The 18,642-nt window shown below is 32.4% G+C and carries 21 protein-coding genes; 6 read left to right on the top strand and 15 right to left on the bottom strand.

The window, feature by feature from the left end; all coding sequences use genetic code 11:
• Nucleotides 1-3: 3 nt before the first annotated feature.
• The 10 genes from MK851_RS02190 to MK851_RS02145 all read right to left on the bottom strand — a co-directional run bounded on the left by MK851_RS02190 (nt 4) and on the right by MK851_RS02145 (nt 7,698).
• Entirely contained in the window at nt 4-1,512 is a 1,509-nt protein-coding gene (locus MK851_RS02190) for an aspartate aminotransferase family protein (RefSeq protein ID WP_320241027.1), read from the bottom strand.
• Between the two features lie 174 nt (nt 1,513-1,686).
• Nucleotides 1,687-2,019 carry a 2Fe-2S iron-sulfur cluster-binding protein gene (locus MK851_RS02185; protein WP_115899741.1) on the bottom strand — a complete coding sequence of 111 codons (333 nt, stop codon included), beginning with the start codon at nt 2,017-2,019 and terminating at the stop codon, nt 1,687-1,689.
• A gap of 1 nt (nt 2,020) precedes the next feature.
• On the bottom strand, nt 2,021-2,923 hold the full coding sequence (locus MK851_RS02180) for a sterol desaturase family protein (protein WP_320241024.1): 903 nt from the start codon (nt 2,921-2,923) through the stop codon (nt 2,021-2,023).
• 2 nt (nt 2,924-2,925) lie between these two features.
• The gene (locus MK851_RS02175) at nt 2,926-3,981 is read right to left on the bottom strand and encodes an NAD(P)/FAD-dependent oxidoreductase (protein WP_303505172.1); all 1,056 of its coding nucleotides are present in this window, start codon (nt 3,979-3,981) and stop codon (nt 2,926-2,928) included.
• 191 nt (nt 3,982-4,172) lie between these two features.
• On the bottom strand, nt 4,173-4,409 hold the full coding sequence (locus MK851_RS02170) for a NifU family protein (RefSeq protein WP_303505170.1): 237 nt from the start codon (nt 4,407-4,409) through the stop codon (nt 4,173-4,175).
• A gap of 6 nt (nt 4,410-4,415) precedes the next feature.
• On the bottom strand, nt 4,416-5,546 hold the full coding sequence (locus MK851_RS02165) for an Mrp/NBP35 family ATP-binding protein (RefSeq protein ID WP_115899737.1): 1,131 nt from the start codon (nt 5,544-5,546) through the stop codon (nt 4,416-4,418).
• Between the two features lie 227 nt (nt 5,547-5,773).
• A complete protein-coding gene (locus MK851_RS02160; RefSeq protein WP_320241021.1) occupies nt 5,774-6,319 on the bottom strand; it encodes a DUF4269 domain-containing protein in 546 nt (181 codons plus the stop codon).
• Nucleotides 6,316-6,639: an MGMT family protein gene (locus tag MK851_RS02155; protein WP_320241019.1), complete on the bottom strand. Its 324-nt coding sequence runs from the start codon at nt 6,637-6,639 to the stop codon at nt 6,316-6,318. The genes MK851_RS02160 and MK851_RS02155 overlap by 4 nt, the downstream gene beginning before the upstream one ends.
• Nucleotides 6,640-6,792: 153 nt before the next feature.
• Complete coding sequence (gene trmB / locus MK851_RS02150) at nt 6,793-7,464, bottom strand: tRNA (guanosine(46)-N7)-methyltransferase TrmB (protein ID WP_303505159.1); 672 nt, start codon at nt 7,462-7,464, stop codon at nt 6,793-6,795.
• 12 nt (nt 7,465-7,476) lie between these two features.
• A complete protein-coding gene (locus tag MK851_RS02145) occupies nt 7,477-7,698 on the bottom strand; it encodes a DUF6341 family protein (protein WP_115899732.1) in 222 nt (73 codons plus the stop codon).
• A gap of 42 nt (nt 7,699-7,740) precedes the next feature.
• Here MK851_RS02145 and MK851_RS02140 point away from each other — a divergent pair, with 42 nt between their 5' ends.
• On the top strand, nt 7,741-8,646 hold the full coding sequence (locus MK851_RS02140; RefSeq protein ID WP_320241014.1) for a DUF6427 family protein: 906 nt from the start codon (nt 7,741-7,743) through the stop codon (nt 8,644-8,646).
• Between the two features lies 1 nt (nt 8,647).
• Here MK851_RS02140 and upp read toward each other — a convergent pair whose 3' ends face one another.
• On the bottom strand, nt 8,648-9,301 hold the full coding sequence (gene upp / locus MK851_RS02135; protein ID WP_303505152.1) for a uracil phosphoribosyltransferase: 654 nt from the start codon (nt 9,299-9,301) through the stop codon (nt 8,648-8,650).
• A gap of 43 nt (nt 9,302-9,344) precedes the next feature.
• On the bottom strand, nt 9,345-10,118 hold the full coding sequence (locus MK851_RS02130) for an alpha/beta hydrolase (protein ID WP_320241012.1): 774 nt from the start codon (nt 10,116-10,118) through the stop codon (nt 9,345-9,347).
• Nucleotides 10,119-10,157: 39 nt separating this feature from the next.
• Here MK851_RS02130 and brnQ point away from each other — a divergent pair, with 39 nt between their 5' ends.
• Nucleotides 10,158-11,444 carry a branched-chain amino acid transport system II carrier protein gene (gene brnQ, locus MK851_RS02125; protein ID WP_320241010.1) on the top strand — a complete coding sequence of 429 codons (1,287 nt, stop codon included), beginning with the start codon at nt 10,158-10,160 and terminating at the stop codon, nt 11,442-11,444.
• 102 nt (nt 11,445-11,546) lie between these two features.
• Here brnQ and MK851_RS02120 read toward each other — a convergent pair whose 3' ends face one another.
• From MK851_RS02120 to MK851_RS02105, 3 genes are all read right to left on the bottom strand, one after another.
• Entirely contained in the window at nt 11,547-12,050 is a 504-nt protein-coding gene (locus MK851_RS02120) for a DUF3575 domain-containing protein (protein WP_303505144.1), read from the bottom strand.
• Nucleotides 12,051-12,265: 215 nt separating this feature from the next.
• On the bottom strand, nt 12,266-14,371 hold the full coding sequence (gene feoB, locus MK851_RS02110; protein WP_320241006.1) for a ferrous iron transport protein B: 2,106 nt from the start codon (nt 14,369-14,371) through the stop codon (nt 12,266-12,268).
• A 3-nt stretch (nt 14,372-14,374) separates the two neighbouring features.
• A complete protein-coding gene (locus MK851_RS02105; RefSeq protein ID WP_303505137.1) occupies nt 14,375-14,605 on the bottom strand; it encodes a FeoA family protein in 231 nt (76 codons plus the stop codon).
• A 115-nt stretch (nt 14,606-14,720) separates the two neighbouring features.
• Between MK851_RS02105 and MK851_RS02100 the strand changes: the two genes are divergently transcribed.
• Genes MK851_RS02100 through MK851_RS02085 form a run of 4 tightly spaced genes read left to right on the top strand, consistent with a single transcriptional unit; the run spans nt 14,721 to nt 18,598 of the window.
• On the top strand, nt 14,721-15,872 hold the full coding sequence (locus MK851_RS02100) for a DNA polymerase III subunit delta' (RefSeq protein WP_320241005.1): 1,152 nt from the start codon (nt 14,721-14,723) through the stop codon (nt 15,870-15,872).
• Nucleotides 15,873-15,874: 2 nt separating this feature from the next.
• Nucleotides 15,875-16,345: a hypothetical protein gene (locus MK851_RS02095; protein WP_320241004.1), complete on the top strand. Its 471-nt coding sequence runs from the start codon at nt 15,875-15,877 to the stop codon at nt 16,343-16,345.
• Between the two features lie 50 nt (nt 16,346-16,395).
• Nucleotides 16,396-17,808 carry a sensor histidine kinase gene (locus MK851_RS02090; protein WP_320241003.1) on the top strand — a complete coding sequence of 471 codons (1,413 nt, stop codon included), beginning with the start codon at nt 16,396-16,398 and terminating at the stop codon, nt 17,806-17,808.
• A gap of 7 nt (nt 17,809-17,815) precedes the next feature.
• Nucleotides 17,816-18,598 carry an enoyl-CoA hydratase/isomerase family protein gene (locus MK851_RS02085; protein ID WP_320241002.1) on the top strand — a complete coding sequence of 261 codons (783 nt, stop codon included), beginning with the start codon at nt 17,816-17,818 and terminating at the stop codon, nt 18,596-18,598.
• Nucleotides 18,599-18,642 lie beyond the last annotated feature (44 nt).

The raw sequence follows: 18,642 nt of genomic DNA, 5'->3' as shown, positions 1-18,642 counted from the left end.
TTTTTAGTTTGTAATTTTGTATTGTTCTCCTGTTGTTTTAATCATTTCTATTATGTTCAGAAGGTTATTAATTGTGTTTTTAGGGTTTAGAAGTGTAAATTTCAGGTAGATGTTACCTTGTAGTTTTGTACTCGCAATTGATGCTTTTCCTGCTTTGTACAAAGTGTTTTTGATATATAAATTAATCGAGTTATGAATTACATCTTCAGTTATTCCCTCAGTTTTATATCGAAATACTACGGTACTGAGTGCTGGTTCGTGAACAGTTTCAAAACATTCTTGATCTTTTATGTTATCATATACTGTTTTTGTTAAAGAATGTACCTCTTCTAAATAATTAGCAATTGTTTTTGTTCCTAATGTTTTTAAGGTTAGCCAAACTTTTAAAGCGTCGAATCGGCGTGTTGTTTGAATTGACTTTTCTATAAGATTAGGTCGTTGTGGATCTTTATCTTCAATAGGGTTTAAATAATCTGCGTAATATGATACATACTGAAAATGTTGTTTATCATTTACTAGAAATGCACTACAACTTACTGGCTGAAACAATGTTTTATGAAAATCTATGGTTATAGAATCAACTAACTCAATGCCCTTAAAGTAATCTTTATGAGTATTCGTAAGCGCATAACAACCTCCATAAGCACCATCAGCATGCAACCACATATTGTGTTCTTTTGCTACTTTACCAATGGTTTGTACTGGATCAAAGCTTCCATAATCAGTGGTTCCTAATGTTGCTACAACTGCTATTGGAATATTACCTTCTTGTTTTGTCTTTTCTATCGCTAATACAAGTTCGTTAACATCCATCTGCATTTTCTTGTCAACTTTTACAGGTATAACTGCATCATATCCCATACCTAATAAAGCTGCACTTTTTTGAATACTAAAATGTGCCTTTTCTGAGCAAAAAATTCTAAACTTATTTATTTCACTTCTCCAACCATGTTGTTTAATGTTGATTTTGAAATGCTTGAAAGCATAATTGTCTCGAGCCATTAACATGGCCATAAAGTTAGATTGTGTTCCTCCACTTGTAAAAACGCCATCTGAATTTTCAGATAGATTAAATACGTTGGTTATCCAATGAATTACTTCTTGTTCTATAAAAGTTGCTGAAGTACTTTGATCCCATGTTTCAACTGCAGTATTAATTGTGGTTGTAATCATTTCTGCGATGATTGATGGTAATGTGATTGGACAGTTTAAATGTGCTACATATGTTGGATTATGGAAGGCGATTGCATTTTTTATATACAAATCATTTAACTCTTCTAGAGCACTATCTATCGTTTGATTACCCTCAATATTTACCAGTTTAGCTTGCTCTTTATTTGCTAGAATTTCTTCAAGATTGTCTCCTTGATAAAAGGTTCTGTTTGATAAAAATTGCTGAATGTAGGAGGCTGTTTTTTGAATATACTCTTCGTATAAATTCATCGATTCATCACTAAACAAATAACTATTTAATGATAATTCTTTTAATGAAGGGTGTGATTTAAGAATCATTTATTTTTATTTAGTCTTAATAATTAAAAACAAAAATATATTTAGACCGAACAAACTAAATGACGTAACTGGAATTTAAAATGACGTAACTGGTATTTTTTTATAAAAAAGAAAGTGTAGTACTTTAAGTTTAACTTAAAATACTACACTTTTAAAAATCTATTTATTTATTCTTTAACTCTCTGGGGCTAACTCTACTTCTAAACCATCTAAATCTGGTGTCATTTGTATTTGACAACCTAATCGACTATTGTCTTCTACATAAAACGCTTCTGCTAACATCGCTTCTTCTTCATCTCCCATTTCTGGCAATTCATGATTTGATTTTACATAGCATTGACAAGATGCACACATTGCCATTCCTCCACAAATACCAATGGTTCCTTCAGGGGCTAGCTCATACGAACGAACTACTTCCATCAAATTCATAGCCATATCTGTCGGTGCTTGTATCTCGTGTATTACCCCATCACGATCGGTAATTTTTATAGTAATATCTTGTTCCATTTTATTTTACAAATTCATTTTTTTTTCGAAGTGTTTTAGCTCTCTTGTCTTCTCCATCATGTGTCCAACCTGGTGAATTGAATATATAATTGAGTTTATCACTCCATCTATCAGCTCTTTTTACATCTTTCCATATAGCAGCATATTCATGCGTTGCTACTTTTACAGGATTAAAGGTTTCAATGTTTATGGTTAAACCATATACAGGTTTTTCTACTTCTTTAAGCTCTTCAGAAAAAGTACCAAACATACGATCCCAAATAATTAAAATCCCTGCATGATTACAATCTAAATATCGAATATTAGAAGCGTGATGTACTCTATGATGTGACGGTGTATTGAAAATTAATTCAATTGGTTTCGGTAGTTTATCAACTAATTCTGTATGTACAAAAAACTGATAGATTAAACTGATTCCCATCATGGTAAACATCATTAATGGATCAAATCCTAATAGCGGAATTAACATCCAAAAGAAAAACTTATGGATACGTTCACCCACGCCTTGACGTAGCGCTGTTCCTAAATTCATATAAACTGATGAATGGTGTGGTACATGCCCTGCCCAAAATAGGCGTACTTCATGATTTAAACGGTGAAACCAATAGTAAGCAAAATCATCAACAAACAATAATAAAACCCAAGCCCACCATTGACGCTGAACTATATCTTTTAACGGACTGATTTCATGTAAATAGAAAAAAGCTACAAAGGCTAAAATTTTTGGAATAAATTCAACAATGGCAGAAAAAACCATCATTAACAAAGAGACTCCGGTATCTTTTCTATGATATTTTTCTTTTGCTATTCTGTACTCTATCAACATACCTACAAAAAAAATAGGCAGCGCAAAATACAAGAGTTTATCTTGTGATAATTGTTGTATATATTCTGTCAGAGACACCTTTAATTAATTGCTTTAACTACTGCTTTCGGTGCCTCTTTTCTTGTTCCATCAAAACCATCTACACCCCCTACAGTTGTATACTTCATCACATACTTTTTATCTGGATGAATACGTTTATAAGCACTCTGACACATTAACGTTGCTTCGTGGAATCCGCATAAAATTAACTTTAATTTTCCTGGATACGTATTTACATCTCCAATTGCGTAAATACCCTCTACGTTGGTTTGATAATCTAATGCATTGTTTACTTTAATGGCATTTTTCTCTATTTCTAATCCCCAATTTGCGATAGGGCCTAGTTTTGGAGATAACCCAAACAACGGAATAAAATGCTCACAAGGCAAGGTAAACGGTTCTTTATCTTTTTGTTCTACCAACACACCTTCTACCTTTTCTTCACCGACAATTCCTTTGACTTCTGCAGGTGTAATTAGCATTAATTTTCCTTCATTCTTTAACTCTTGTACTTTGTCAACAGAATCTAAAGCTCCACGAAATTCATTTCTTCTATGAATTAAAGTTACTGATTTTGCTACATCGGTTAAGAAAATAGACCAATCTAAAGCCGAATCTCCACCCCCAGCAATTACCACATCTTTATCTCGATACAGTTCTGGTTCTTTAATCATGTACTCGACTCCTTTATCTTCAAAGTTTGCAATGTTTGGAATCGGTGGTTTACGTGGTTCAAAACTTCCTAATCCTCCTGCAATAGCTACTACAGGTGCTTGGTGTTTTGTTCCTTTATTAGTCGTTACAATAAACGTTCCGTCGTCTTGTTTTTCAATAGTATCAGCTCGTTCTCCTAAGGTAAACCCTGGTTCAAATTGCTTAATTTGTTCTAGTAACTTATCAGTCAAATCGCCTGCTAAAATCTCTGGATAAGCTGGGATATCGTAAATAGGTTTTTTAGGATAGATTTCTGAGCATTGCCCACCTGGTTGCGGTAAGGCATCAATTAAATGACAACGTAATTTTAACAACCCTGCTTCAAAAACCGTAAATAACCCTGTCGGTCCTGCTCCAATAATTAATATGTCTGTTTGTATCATTTTGTAACAAAATTCTCTTATTTATACTGAGATTCCTGCCTTTTGAAGTAAGGCAGGAATATTTATGCGTTAGTGATTGAGTGGCTTGTCTGAGCTCTCCCGGTATTTTTATCGGGAAGCGAGAAACAAAAGCACGCTCGAACGCCCAAAATTAAAGCATGAACTTTTCTTAAAAGCTGATTTTTGTCAGCTTATGCTACATTAATTACTTCTGTAATTTCTGGCGCGTATTTTTTTATAGTTGCTTCTACTCCGTTTTTCAACGTCATTTGATTGACTGAACAACCGCTGCAAGCTCCTTCTAATTGTACTTTTACCGTACTGTCTTCTATAGATAATAATTTAATATTACCTCCATCACTTACTAAAAAAGGTCGGATTTCTTCCAACGCTTTTTCTACGTTATTTCTTATGTCTTCTATTGCCATAACTGCTTATTTTGAGCTACAACCACTCATGGTAGTAATTCGTACTACTTCTGTTGGTGGTAAGTTTGCATTTCTTTTTAATAGTTGCGAAACCATTTCTTTGGTTACCTCTGTAAAAGCTTCTGCCAATGGTGTATTTTCTTGTAAAGCTACTGGATGCCCAGCATCTCCTGCTTCACGTATGCTTTGTACTAATGGTATTTCTCCTAAGAAACTTGTTTCAATATCTTCTGCTAAATTTTTAGCACCTCCTTGTCCAAAAATATAATATTTATTGTTAGGAAGTTCTGCCGGTGTAAAATACGCCATATTTTCAACGATACCTAATACTGGTACGTTAATACTTTCTTGTTTAAACATTGCTACTCCTTTTTTAGCATCTGCTAAAGCAATGTTTTGCGGTGTACTTACTACAACTGCTCCGTTAATTGGTACTGCTTGTACTATTGATAAATGCACGTCTCCTGTTCCTGGAGGTAAGTCGATTAGTAAGAAGTCTAACTCTCCCCAATCTGCATCAAAGATTAATTGATTTAATGCTTTTGATGCCATTGGTCCACGCCAAATTACTGCCTGACTTGGGTCTGTAAAGAAGCCTAATGATAATAACTTTACCCCGTAACTTTCAATCGGCTTCATTTTTGAACGTCCATTTACATTTACAGCTAATGGTTTTTCTTTTTCTACATCAAACATTAAGTGTTGTGATGGCCCATACACATCAGCATCTAATACCCCTACTTTAAAGCCCATTTTAGCTAATGAAACTGCCATATTTGAGGTAATGGTAGATTTTCCTACTCCTCCTTTACCTGAGGCAATAGCAATAATATTCTGAATATTAGGAATTTCTTTTCCTCTAATTTGGTTCGGGTTTTCTTTTTGTTGAACTTCCACCTTCACATTCACTTTTACATCAATCTTTTGATCAACATGTTGATGAATTGCTTTCATTATCTCAACTTCTACCTTCTTCTTAGCCTGTAACGATGGGTTAGCAATAGTAACATCAACGACTACTTCATCTCCAAACGCAACTACGTTGGTTATGTTCTCGTTTTCAACCAAGCTTTTACCTTCACCTGGTGCAGTTATCGTTTCTAATGCTTTGTATATATCTTGTTTTTTAAAACTCATGTTTTATGCTATATGCTTTAAACAGCAAGCGATAAGCTCGTTGCTTATTTTTATTTAATCTTAACTGCAAAGATACGTTTTAGCCCTCAGAAAATAAAGTCTTTAGATTGGTAATATTTATGGGTTAATAAGTTGGTCTTATCGATGAGTTTTGGATACCGTTTCCTTACAGAAAATCACTTATAGTGACAATTGTAATTTGATGTTTTCTATGAGTTCTTTAAAAGCTAGGAAATATAACCTTTTTGAAGTCCGTAGCTTAATAACTCCTCATAAGGGTTTCCTCCTAAATTTAAGAGTTTGGGAAAAGCGGGTTCTGTTTTAAGCCCTTGTTCTTTTAAGTCTATAATTTTTAATCTAAACACTTCTTTTTCTTTTAATAAAACCTGATATTCAATAAGCATGTGTAAATATGAGTCTTGCTCTTCTGGAAGTTTATTTTGTATAAAAATCTCTATTGGAAAGGTTTTATACTCAAGTGTAATAATTGTTGTTTTTAATTTTTTATATGATGGAATTGTTTTTATCTCAAACCCTAGAAGTTTTCCATATTTCTCTCTCACAACTTTTACAATATCTTCATGATTTTCACTTTGACAAATAATATCTAAATCGCTTAACTCTACATCAATATTGATAGGTATTGTACCTACCAAAATAGGGTTAAAGTTTTTTAATAGTTCAAAAAGATTTAACTCTAATAATACTTTATAGGCTTCTTTTTGTCGAGCTGTTCCAGCTTTTAAATACGATATATTCTTGAAGTTTATCACAATTCTTCACTTGGATTCCAAAATACTTTTTCAAAATTTTGAATTTGATTATCAATGACGTCTATTCCTTCGTTTTCTAACAATTGTTGCATAAGGTTTGTCCCATCAAAATGGTGTTTTCCTGTTAACAACCCTTTTCTGTTTACTACTCGATGTGCTGGCACTTCTTTTGTTGAAGAATTATTCACTGCCCAACCAACCATTCTTGCTGAACGTGCTGCCCCTAAATAGGCAGCTATAGCCCCGTAGCTTGTAACTCTTCCGTGTGGTATTAAACGAGCTACTTCGTACACTTTTTCGAAGAAATTCTTATCTGTCATATAATGTAAATATAAGAATTTACCAACACTAGAAGAGGTTTAAGAATGTGAGACTTCTCGTTTCACTCGAAGTGACAAATACGCGTTAGCGATTGTAGAAAGTGCAACCCAAAGGGAAACGCTCAAAACAAAAAACCCTGCTTATTTGCAGGATTAATAGTTTAGTTTGAATTTTATATAGGTAATAGGTTTTCCTATTTCTAAATATTGTTTTTCGTAGAATGTTTGTGTGCCCGTTACTTCTTTTGGACTGTACACATTTTTATATACATCGTGATTAGCGTGTAAAATTTCGTGACCTTCTCCATGCAATAAACCTAAAGTATAGCCGTGCATGAATTCACTATCGGTTTTTAAGTTAACTGTTCCTTCTGAATTTAAAATACCATGGTATTTTTTTAAGAATTCAGTGTTAGTCATACGGTGTTTGGTACGCTTATATTTAATTTGCGGATCTGGAAAGGTTATCCAAATTTCAGAAACCTCATTTTCAGCAAAAATATAATCTACTAATTCTATTTGAGTTCTGATAAAAGCAACATTGTTCATGTTATTTTCTAGTGCTGTTTTAGCTCCTCGCCAAAATCGCGCACCTTTAATATCAATTCCAATAAAATTTTTATCAGGATTTTTTTCTGCTAAAGCAATTGTGTATTCACCCTTACCACATCCTAACTCTAAAACAATAGGTTTGTCGTTTTTAAAAAAAGTGTTCCATTTTCCTTTGTAAGGAAAACTAGAAGTTACTTCTTCTCGCGTAGGTTGAATAACGTTAGCAAACGTTTCATTTTCTTTGAAACGTTTTAGTTTGTTTTTACTTCCCAAAGTATATAGAAATTAGGCTCTATCTTCTGTTCCTTCTCTTTTAAAACGAGCAGCTTCTTTCATCCAATAAGCAAATAATACTAATAGGACTAATAAAAAGAACCAGTTTACAGCGTTTGAGGTCCACCAACCTGCATCTGATTTAGCTACTGTTAAACGTAACCAATTGAATGGTGCAAATAAAAAGTCGGTAAATAAACTACCAATCCATCTAAAAATATTGCCTGCTATCATATCTTAAGTATCTTTACAGCTGCAAAAATATAAAAAGAAACAATGTTAGCCAATTTTTTCGGTAAATCTAAACCTATAAATTTTATTGTACTATTTGTACTGTTTTTAGGGTATTTTGTTTTTAGTATTTTTTCTAAGGAATTATCTTTCAACCTTGTTAAAGAACTTGGTTGGTTTTTAGTTGTTTTTTCAGTGTACAATTTTATCATTGCAAAAAACCTATTGACTTATGATAATTCTTTTGCTTTTTTATTTTTTGTAATATTAATTGGTTTTTTTCCTAATACGATACAGGTAAATAAAACTTTTTATGCCAACTTAACTATACTTCTTTTCCTACGAAAAGTATACAGCTTACAATCTTCAAAAAACATTTTTCACAAGTTGTTTGACGGTGGTTTGTGGCTTGGAATTTCATTTTTAATAGAGCCTTATGCTCCTCTATTACTTATACTACTTTATTTGTCTATATTTTTACACCAACGTTTTACCTATCAAACACTTCTAACCCCTGTAATTGGTTTTTTTGCTCCTGTTTTTTTGTACTTTACATACTATTATTGGTATGACGGACTTGATAAGTTTTGGTTGCTTTTTGATTGGAATTTTTATCCTGATTTAAGCTTCTACTCTCATGAAAAGTACTTATTCCCTATTCTTTTTATAAGTTGTTTTTTAGTAGCTTCTATTCTTTTAAAAAGCCCTAAAGCACTCTCTGTTAAGAATAAGTTTAGAAAAAACTGGATATTGATTCTTACTCATCTCGTAATTACTACTGCTATTTTGCTTTTAGTTGAAGATGGTTCTGGAAGCGAGTTTTTATATGTGTTCTTTCCTGTTTCTGTTATTCTAGCTAATGGAATAGAGTTTTTTCAAAAAAAATGGTACGCTGATGTTATTATTATTCTATTCTTAACAGCTTCGTTTACTGTAAGCACTATCGTGTAAACTATAATTTAACTCCGTAAGCTAAATCTCCAGCATCTCCTAAACCTGGTACTATATAGCCTTTATCATTTAATTTTTCATCAATGTCGCCAATCCATAAAGTAGTACTTTCAGGTAAATGTTTAGCAACGTATTCTACACCTTCAACTGAACCAATAACTGAAGCTATTATTATTTCTTTTGGTGTTCCATACTTTTTTATCCCTTCATAAACCTCAACCATTGATCGACCTGTTGCCAACATCGGATCGACAAGTAATAATGTTTTTCCATCTATTGAGGGCGAAGCAAAATAGCCTACCACGATTTCAAACTTCTCGTCATTATTAGGGTGATGACGATATGCTGAAATAAACGCATTTTCTGCATCATCAAAATAATTTAACATTCCATTATGTAGTGGCAGTCCTGCTCTGAGAATAGAACACAATACTATATCATTTGCTGGTAACTCTACCTTTTTCGTTCCTAAAGGTGTTGTTATTTCTTTGACATTATAGTCTAACTCTTTACTTAATTCGTACCCTAAAACTTCACCTATTCGTTCAATATTTCTACGAAAACGCATTGAATCTTTTTGAATAGAGACGTCTCTAAGTTCTGCTAAGAATTTATTAAGAATAGAGTTTTGTTTGGCTAAGTGATGAATTTTCATGAAGTATATTCTTTTTGTATCCTACAAAAGTAACAGAATTTTATCAAGCTCTTATAAAGTTGATTAATGCTTTTAGTAATTCTTTTTTAGCTTCTACATGACTCATATGCCCATTTGGCAATGCAATTAATGGAGTATTGGTATTCTTAGCTTCTTCTTCAAGAATCATATAATTTAAGATTGGATCATTTTTTCCTGCTATAATCAATCTCTTTTCTATTGTTTGTAAAACAACTTCCTTGTTTTTTCGCAAACGCATTCCTTCTGTTCCTGCAATATATCCTCTAACTGGAGTTTTTAGAGCTTCCCCTCTTATTTTCTCTATTTCTTTAGATAATTGCAAGCGCATATTTTCTGAAAATAAGTTACTTATCGACATTTTCACTAATGTCTCGTAGTTTTCTTTTGCCATTTCATTTGCTCTAATTCTTAGTTTTTTTCGCTCTTTACTATCTTCTTGAGCGGTAGAGTTCATCAAACATATTCCTTTTACATTTTTCGAATATTTTTCTGCAAAAGCTAAAGCAGCATAACCTCCCATTGAATGTCCTACAAAAATAGCTCGACGGATTTTTAATTCTCTTAACACAGATTTAACTGCTTCAGCCATCTCTTCCATAGTATGAATATACCCAACACATCCTGTTTTCCCATGCCCCAATAGGTCTATGCAAACCAAACGGTTTTTTTTAGACAATTCTTCAACTACGGCATTCCACATCGTACTGTTTTCTAGAAACCCATGTAATAAAACAACACAGTTTCCTTTACCAGTATCAGTGTAAAAAACGGTTGTTTCTTTAAATTTTGCAATCATTTTTTAATGTATATTCGTCGCTTACTAATTTGTTAGGCAATGCACAAAACTAAGGAGATATTTATAAACGGATTTGCTTTATTTTCAATGTTTTTTGGAGCTGGTAATTTAATTTTACCTCCTTTTTTAGGAAAAAATGCTGGTGATTTGTGGTTTTGGGTAACTATTGGTTTTTTTATTACTGCCATTTTTATTCCTATGCTAGGTATTTTAGCACATGCTAAACTACAAGGTACTATGTATGATTTTGGTAAAAAAGTGTCTCCTTCTTTTAGCCTTATTTATTGTTTTGTTGTATACACTATCTGTATTGCTTTACCTGCACCTAGAACAGCATCAGTTACTCATGAAATGGCTATTGCTCCTTATTTTAGTAACAGTAGTTCTTTAATTACTAGTACAATTTATTTTGGACTTGTTTTCCTTTTTACCTTGAACCGATCAAAAGTACTAAGCCTATTAGGTAAGTTTTTAACCCCTCTTATTATATGTATTTTATTGGCTATTATTTTTGTTGGAGTTTTTACAGCTCCTGATACAATAATTTCAACTACTTTTAAAGCTCCTTTTGTTGATGGCTTACTAGAAGGATACCAAACCTTTGATGCTATCGCTTCTATAGTTGTTGGTGGTGTTTTAGTTATTTCAATGAATTTTAATACAAACACAACTTTTGAAGAGAAAAAAGAGCTAATTACCAAAGCTGGCTTTATTGCTGGTATAGGATTGTTAATTATTTATGCTGGTCTTATTTATAACGGTGTTTTATTTAGTTCTACCTTTTCTGAAAGTGCTAATAGAACAGAGATCTTAAACTCTTTGAGTAATCAGACTTTAGGAAATATAGGAAGTGTTTTTCTTAGTGTTTTAGTTGCTTTGGCCTGTTTTACAACTGCTGTTGGAATTATTACAGGTACTGCCGATTATTTTAAAGGGATTAGTAATAACTCTCAAAAGGTTTTTACAATTACTGCTATTATTTCCTGTTTACTAGGAATTGTTGTAGGTCAGTTTGATGTAAAATACATCATCAATATTGCACTACCTGCTTTAATGTTTATTTATCCAATAACTATTATTTTAATTGTACTAAATGTACTTCCTGAAAAATACACCTCACCTTTAGTTTTTAAAATTGTTGTGGGAGTAACCTTTCTATTTAGCATCCCTGATTTTTTAGGGTTTATTATCAACCCTAACTATTTAATTGAAATAAAAAACATTATTCCTTTTGCCAATCATAATTTGGGCTGGGTGTTGCCTGCTATCTTGAGTTTTGTCTTTGCTAACTTGATTAAATACAAAAGGTCAATTTCAAATGAATAGTCCCTTAGTTATTAAGTTTTTTTGTCAATTGAAATAACATTATCCCCATAAACTAAAAAAGCTCGCTATTGCGAACTTTTTATTTTATTTAAGTGAATATCCTTAAAAACGATATCCTAAATTTATTCCAACTCTAGGTACTATTGAACGAGCCTCTGAAGTAAATAGATTTCTCCCTAAACCTCCATATACATCAAGAACAAAACCACCTGAAGACACATATTTTGAACCAAAAGCTAACCCTAAAGCTCCGTCTGTATACTCCTTATATTGTTTTGTTGTACTTCCTTGAACTTCAACTTCTCTTTCTCCTGTATTAATTCCCATAAAAACTTCTCCAAAATAATTCCAATTACTATTATTGGTAAAATAATGACGGAAAAACGGAGTGAACATTCGTTCTTCGTTATATCTAAAATCTGCTGATTTTTTTTCAAAGTTAAATAACGCTGAAATACCAACTGAAGAACGATCAGTTGTATAATATTCGTAAGATACCTCTAGCGTTTTAAAAGCTAATGCGTCTAGTAAATCTACTTTTACCTCTTGCTGTGCATACGTAAAAGAGCTAACAAAAACCACAACTGCTAATACTATTTTTTTCATTTTTTTTTAACTAAATTACAAATCACCTGTTAACTACAAGTATAACACTGCAAACATACATTTTTTTATAAAAAGTAGTAGTGCTATTTATTTTCTCTTTTACGAGCAATTGCAGTTAGTATCACAACCACTACTTTTTTTAGGTTTGAAAAAGAATTTTTTCACTAAAAAAATAACGGCTCCACAAACAACTGTATATGTTATAATTTCTTGCATTATCTTAAGATTTGATAGGCTATAAATGCTGACAAATACGCCAAAGCTCCCATACTTACTAGTTGAACTATTGGCCACTTCCAACTTCTTGTTTCTCTTTTTACAATTGCCAATGTTGCCATACACTGCATTGCAAATGCATAAAACAATAATAAAGAAATTCCTGTAGCAAGATTGAATCTCTTCTCTCCTGTAACAAGATTCACCTCCGATGCCATTTTTTGTTTTATCGTAGTAGTATCTTCTCCATCATCTTCAACACTGTAAATAGTTGCTAACGTACCTATAAACACCTCTCTTGCAGCAAAAGAACTAATTAACCCAATACCTATTTTCCAGTCATAACCCAATGGTTTAACAACTGGTTCTATTGTTTTTCCTGCAATTCCTATATACGAGTTTGCTAACTTAGCAGATGCTATTTTTTTAGCTAAATCTTCTTCTGATAATTCTTGATTTGCTATACTTTCTACCACATTTTTTTCGGCATTTTCATAAGATGATGGTCCATGAGATGCTAAAAACCATAATACTATTGAAATTGCTAAAATGATTTTTCCTGCTCCAAAAACAAATGCTTTTGTTTTATCCAACACATCAAAAAACACATTCTTTACTGATGGTATTTTGTAGTTAGGCATTTCAACTACAAAAAGTGAATTATTTTTAATCTTCAATGTTTTATGCAATACATATGCTGCAATAATTGCTGCTGCAAATCCTAAAACATATAAAGCTAACAAAGTAAATCCTCGTAAGCTTAAAAAACCAAACAGCTTAGTATCAGGAATAATTAATGCTATTAAAATTGCATACACCGGTAATCGTGCTGAACAGGTTGTAAAAGGTGTTACCAAAATGGTAATTAAACGTTCTTTCCAACTAGCAATGGTTCGAGTTGCCATAATTGCTGGAATAGCACAGGCTGTTCCTGAAATTAACGGAATTACACTTTTACCACTCATCCCAAAGCGGCGCATAATTTTATCCATTAAAAACACTACTCGACTCATATAGCCTGTTTCTTCAAGAATGGATATAAATAGGAAAAGAATGGCTATTTGAGGTATAAAAATTACCACTCCACCAACTCCAGGGATAATTCCTTCGGTAAGTAAATCGGTAAACATTCCTGCTGGTAGTTGTGCTTTTGTAAATTCTGCAATATTTGCAAATAAACCATCAATAAGATCCATTGGAGTAGATGCCCAATCGAAAATAGACTGAAATATCAACAATAACAATCCAAAGAAAATAACATATCCAAATATTTTATGGGTAAAAACTCTATCTAGTTTACTACGTACATCAGTTGCTTTAGAGGCATCTACTTTATATGTTTTAGTTAAAATAGCATTTATTTGCTGGTATCTATATATAGTTTCTTTATGTTGATACTTTTTTTGCTTTGTAATTTCTCCTTCAAACTCTTTTATTCTTTCTTTTTCTAAGGAAGAAAGTAACGGAGTATGGTTTTTCGTTAGCATCATCCACAACTCATACGAAGTAAACTCTTTACTTATAGTAGCTAACTTTTCAAAATAAGTGGCATCTATTTTTTTAGATAGCTCGTTAAAGTTTGAATGTACTTTTAACGATTTATAATTAACTACTTCTTCTTTTAAGTCATTAACTCCTTCATTAGTTCTTGCCGACATTAACACTACTTTGGTGTGTAGCTCTCTCTCTAAGGCAGGAATGTCAATAGAAATTCCTTTTCGCTGTAATTGATCCGCCATATTTAGTGCTAAAATCGTCGGAACTTCTAAATCTTGAATTTGTGAAAACAGTAATAAGTTTCGTTTTAAGTTTTCAATATCCGCAACTACAACAATAACATCAGGCTTTTCCTCTTGATGAGTTGTCATTAATGCTTTTAAAACAATACTTTCATCTAAAGAAGTTGGATTTATGCTGTATGTACCCGGTAAATCGGTAATCGTTGCACTTTTACCATTAGGCAACTTGCAAACACCTTGCTTTTTATCAACAGTAACTCCTGGATAATTTCCTACTTTTTGATTTAAACCTGTTAACTGATTAAACAATGATGTTTTCCCTGTGTTCGGATTTCCAATTAACGCAACATTAATACGATTACTCATCAGCTATAGTTTAATGATTGAAATTTGACAAGCCGTTTCTTTTCGAATCGCTAAATGACTTCCATTTACACATATATACATCGGGTCTTTTAAAGGAGCTATTTGAAGTAATTCAACTTCACTTCCAGGTAAACACCCCATTTCTAATAATTTTAACGGAATTTTATCTAAGCACTCCTCAGATATAATTCCTTTTTCCCCTAAATGTAACGATGCGATAGTACTCAAAAACATATATTTTTAGCTTGCAAATATACTAAAATAGAATCATTCTAAACAGTATATCAACACAATATATGATTTATTTACAATAGGTTGTTCTCTTTGTTTGATGTCTTATATTTGTGGTATGACTTTCGACGATATTATTGGGCAAGAACACATAAAAAAACACTTACAGCAATCAGCTGAAAACAATAGAATTCCGCATGCACAACTATTTGTTGGCAAGGAAGGAATCGGAACTTTACCCATGGCAATAGCCTATGCTCAATTCTTATTATGTAACTTCTCCGATAATGTAGAAGCCTGCAACATTAAATGTAGCAAACTACAACATCCTGATTTACATTTTGCTTTTCCAGTAACTACGAATGATTCAGTAAAAAAACACCCTGTTAGTAATTTATTTTTAGAGGATTGGCGTACTTTTATTAAAGAACAACCTTATGGAAGTTTGTTTAATTGGTTACAACATATTGGTGTTGAAAACAAACAAGGTCAAATTGGTGTTGATGAGGCAGAAGACATTGTGAAAAAACTACAATTAAAATCGTACGAAGGTGGTTTTAAAGTAATGATTATTTGGATGGCTGAAAAAATGAATATTGCTGCCTCCAACAAATTATTAAAACTGATTGAAGAACCACCAAGTAAGACTGTTTTTATTCTTGTTACTGAAGATGAAGAACAGATTATTAACACCATAAAATCTCGATGTCAAGCATTACATTTTCCTGCGTTAAGCGAAAGTGACATAGCTAATAATCTAGTTCAACAAAAAGGTGTATCAGAAAATGAAGCAGTAAAAATCGCCCATCAATCGGAAGGAAACTACAACAAGGCACTACATGTTTTAAACAACAACTCTAACGATTTAGTTTTTGAACAATGGTTTATTACATGGATTCGAGCTGCGTTTAGAGCTAAAGGAAATGCTGCTATTATTCAAGATTTAATTGGTTGGTCAGAAGAGATTGCTAAATCTGGTAGAGAAACTCAAAAACAGTTTTTACAATATTGTTTACAGTTTTTTAGACAAGCTTTACTATTTAACTACGGAACTCCAGACTTGGTGTTTTTAGAAACTCAATCTGCAAACTTTGACCTTGCTAAATTTGCTCCGTTTATTCATAGCGCCAACATCTTAATCATTGAAAAGGAAGTAAATGACGCGCAATATCATATTGAAAGAAACGGAAATGCTAAAATTATTTTGTTAGATTTATCTATCAAACTAACACGCCTTCTACACACCAAAGAAGAAAAAATTCAATCCTAATTATGAAAACAAAACATACAATTACCGCACTGATTTTCGGAATACTTTTTGTTGCTTGTAAACAAGAAAAAAAAGAATCATTGTTAAAAGAATATTTGATTGGAAGTTGGGAAACTACGTATTTAAAAATTGAATATTTATCAGCGAACGAAACTGATAGTACTTCTGTTTTTGAAGATGATTTTAGCAAGCCTAGTTCTGGAAAAGCTCAATCCACCTACAAAAATGATGGTACTTTCACTGCATGGTTTGTGCAAGCGGATGGAAAAAAAGTTAGTGAAACAGGAGGAAAGTGGAAAACTAGTGGCGATAGTTTATTTGTTGATTATTCGTATTTAGGAAAACAAGTACAGGCTTGGTATAAAATTACACAAACCAACAATGGATTTAGTGCTACTTCTACCTACGACTGGGATAGTGATGGAGAAGATGATGATACTTTGCTTATGAAAACTAAAAAAATAGAATTATAAAATTGCGTATTTTCAACAACATATCGCTACGAATTAGAATCTTCTTGTCAATGATACTTTTAGTGCTATTGGCATCAATTTTAATTGTAATGGTTACCATATACCAGTACGACGAGCAAACAAAAGATTATAATATTTCACGTTTTGAACGTAAAGAGTTCTCTACAAAACAAGATATTGAAATAGAACTAAAACGTAGAACCACTTATCCAGTAACTACTGAGAATTTAGCTAAAATTTTTCAAGATAGGATTTACGATATTGCATACGTTCATAAACTTACTATTTCTATGTATGATATGGATGGAAAACTTTTAAAATCTTCCATTCCTTATAACTTTGACAAAAAAGAAGGTCAAGATCTAACCAACGAAACTGTTAGAGATTTAGCCAACAATTCAAACCATAAAATTTTAAAAAGTAGAACTGAAAAAAGTATTACTTATCAATCTTCATACACCTACTTAAACGATCCTCGTTTCAAGCGAATAGGAATCTTAGAGTTACAAATTGCGCAAAATAATGAAGAACAAGAACATGAACTAAGAGAGTTTATCTCACGCTTATCTTTAGTCTACTTACTAATGCTCATTATTGCAATTGTTTTAGCATATTTCTTATCAACTTATATTACTCGATCAATTCAAACTATTTCACAAAAGATAAACGAAACTCGCTTAAATAAGCGTAATGAGAAAATTATATTAAACTCTGCAAGTTCAGAAATCAACTCTCTTGTTGCTGCATACAACAATATGATTGATCAACTAGAGGAAAGTGCTGTAAAATTAGCTCAAAGTGAACGTGAGCAAGCCTGGAGAGAAATGGCTAAGCAAGTAGCTCACGAGATTAAAAATCCGTTAACACCTATGCGTTTATCCGTACAAAGTTTTGACAGAAAATTCAACCCAGAAGACCCTAACATCAAAGAAAAAATGTCTGAATACAGCGAAACCCTTATTCAACAAATTGATGTAATGAGCTCTATTGCATCTGCTTTTTCTGATTTTGCTAAAATGCCAACACAACGCCGTGAAAAACTGAATGTTGTTGATATAGTTAAACACTCTTTAGATATTTTTACTGAAGATTACATACATTATTTTCCTCAAGAACACGAGTTATATGCTAGTTTAGATAAAACTCAACTAATACGAATTGTTACCAACTTAGTTAAAAACTCAATTCAAGCAATAAAAGACACTGATAAAAACCCTAAAATAGAAGTTAAAGTAGCTTCAGAAGGGAACAGCGTTAAAATTACAGTTTCCGACAACGGAAAAGGTATTAGTGATGAAAATAAAGAGTTAATTTTCGAACCCAAGTTTACTACTAAAACAAGTGGAATGGGCTTAGGTTTATCCATTATAAAAAATATAATTGAAGCATATGACGGTACAATATCCTTTACTTCAACCAAAGGAGTTGGAACTGTTTTTACTGTAATATTACCTAAAACATAAACATAGTATGAATTTTGAAAATATTTTAGTTGAACAAGCTAACGCATTGGCAACTATTACAATTAACCGACCAAAAAAATTAAACGCTTTAAACAAAGCTACTATCGAAGAGCTACACGATGCTTTTAAAACTTTAGAAAAAGACACTGCTGTCAAAGTAATTATCATAACAGGAAGTGGAGAAAAAGCATTTGTTGCTGGCGCTGACATTTCAGAATTTGCACATTTCTCTGTTGAAGAAGGAGGTAGATTAGCTAAAAAAGGACAAGAAATTTTATTTGATTTCGTTGAAAACCTATCTACTCCAGTGATTGCTGCTGTAAATGGTTTTGCTTTAGGTGGCGGATTAGAGTTGGCGATGGCTTGTCACTTTAGATTAGCCTCAGACAATGCTAAAATGGGCTTACCTGAGGTTTCTTTAGGAGTCATTCCTGGATATGGCGGTACGCAACGTTTACCTCAATTAGTTGGCAAAGGTAAAGCTATGGAGTTAATTATGACAGCGGGTATGATTTCTGCTGAAGAAGCCAAAGAAGCTGGATTAGTAAATCATGTTACCTCACAAGAAGAACTACTACCTTTAGCTCAAAAGATAGCTTCAAAAATTATGCGTAATTCTTCCATAGCTATTAGCGCTGCAATCAAATCTGTAAACGATAATTTTAAAGATGGTATAAATGGTTTTGAAAGCGAAATCACAGAGTTTGGAAATTGTTTTGGAACAGAAGATTTTAAAGAAGGAACTACTGCTTTTTTAGAAAAACGCAAGCCTGAATTCCCAGGAAAGTAATTTTCACAAAAATAATCTGTATAAAAAAAATAGCATCTAAAATT

This window comes from Tenacibaculum sp. 1B UA (assembly GCF_033978845.1).
Lineage (GTDB): Bacteria > Bacteroidota > Bacteroidia > Flavobacteriales > Flavobacteriaceae > Polaribacter.
The sequence above is the reverse complement of the archived record's forward strand: the minus strand, read 5'-3'. Positions and strand labels throughout refer to the sequence as shown.

Excerpts from the sequence above, each read along its gene's own strand:
- MK851_RS02190 (WP_320241027.1), bottom strand. The coding sequence starts at position 1,512 with ATGATTCTTAAATCACACCCTTCATTAAAAGAATTATCATTAAATAGT.
- MK851_RS02185 (WP_115899741.1), bottom strand. The coding sequence starts at position 2,019 with ATGGAACAAGATATTACTATAAAAATTACCGATCGTGATGGGGTAATA.
- MK851_RS02175 (WP_303505172.1), bottom strand. The coding sequence starts at position 3,981 with ATGATACAAACAGACATATTAATTATTGGAGCAGGACCGACAGGGTTA.
- MK851_RS02170 (WP_303505170.1), bottom strand. The coding sequence starts at position 4,409 with ATGGCAATAGAAGACATAAGAAATAACGTAGAAAAAGCGTTGGAAGAA.
- MK851_RS02165 (WP_115899737.1), bottom strand. The coding sequence starts at position 5,546 with ATGAGTTTTAAAAAACAAGATATATACAAAGCATTAGAAACGATAACT.
- MK851_RS02155 (WP_320241019.1), bottom strand. The coding sequence starts at position 6,639 with ATGACAGATAAGAATTTCTTCGAAAAAGTGTACGAAGTAGCTCGTTTA.
- MK851_RS02145 (WP_115899732.1), bottom strand. The coding sequence starts at position 7,698 with ATGATAGCAGGCAATATTTTTAGATGGATTGGTAGTTTATTTACCGAC.
- MK851_RS02140 (WP_320241014.1), top strand. The coding sequence starts at position 7,741 with ATGTTAGCCAATTTTTTCGGTAAATCTAAACCTATAAATTTTATTGTA.
- upp (WP_303505152.1), bottom strand. The coding sequence starts at position 9,301 with ATGAAAATTCATCACTTAGCCAAACAAAACTCTATTCTTAATAAATTC.
- MK851_RS02130 (WP_320241012.1), bottom strand. The coding sequence starts at position 10,118 with ATGATTGCAAAATTTAAAGAAACAACCGTTTTTTACACTGATACTGGT.
- brnQ (WP_320241010.1), top strand. The coding sequence starts at position 10,158 with ATGCACAAAACTAAGGAGATATTTATAAACGGATTTGCTTTATTTTCA.
- MK851_RS02120 (WP_303505144.1), bottom strand. The coding sequence starts at position 12,050 with ATGAAAAAAATAGTATTAGCAGTTGTGGTTTTTGTTAGCTCTTTTACG.
- feoB (WP_320241006.1), bottom strand. The coding sequence starts at position 14,371 with ATGAGTAATCGTATTAATGTTGCGTTAATTGGAAATCCGAACACAGGG.
- MK851_RS02105 (WP_303505137.1), bottom strand. The coding sequence starts at position 14,605 with ATGTTTTTGAGTACTATCGCATCGTTACATTTAGGGGAAAAAGGAATT.
- MK851_RS02100 (WP_320241005.1), top strand. The coding sequence starts at position 14,721 with ATGACTTTCGACGATATTATTGGGCAAGAACACATAAAAAAACACTTA.
- MK851_RS02095 (WP_320241004.1), top strand. The coding sequence starts at position 15,875 with ATGAAAACAAAACATACAATTACCGCACTGATTTTCGGAATACTTTTT.
- MK851_RS02090 (WP_320241003.1), top strand. The coding sequence starts at position 16,396 with ATGATACTTTTAGTGCTATTGGCATCAATTTTAATTGTAATGGTTACC.
- MK851_RS02085 (WP_320241002.1), top strand. The coding sequence starts at position 17,816 with ATGAATTTTGAAAATATTTTAGTTGAACAAGCTAACGCATTGGCAACT.